This is a genomic window from Pelomicrobium sp. G1, assembly GCF_051905455.1.
Taxonomy (GTDB): Bacteria; Pseudomonadota; Gammaproteobacteria; order Burkholderiales; family UBA6910; genus Pelomicrobium.
Map to the genome: position 1 here is coordinate 1 of NZ_JBQACR010000339.1, position 275 is coordinate 275.

At 68.0% G+C, this 275-nt stretch carries 1 protein-coding gene; it reads left to right on the forward strand.

The window, feature by feature from the left end:
- On the forward strand, window positions 1-275 hold a 275-nt coding region (locus tag ACTFO6_RS18760; protein WP_439935873.1), incomplete at both ends, for an aromatic amino acid lyase.

Consider the following 275-nt stretch of genomic DNA (forward strand, 5'->3'; position numbering starts at 1 on the left):
GGACCGTCCTCACCCCTGACGGTGACGAAGTCGATGCGGCTACCGGCCTGGCCCCGGCCGGGCTGAAGCCTGTGTCCCTGCGCGAGAAGGAGGGGCTGGCACTCCTTCACAGCACTGCCGGCATGCTCCGCCAGCTCATCATGGCCCTAGCTGACCTCGACGTTCTCGTTCCGACGGCTGATCTGGCGACCGCAATGACCGTCCAGGCGCTGTGCGGCATTGATCGGGTCTTCGCCCCTGACCTTCAGGCCCTGCGGCCCCATCCAGGCCAGGCC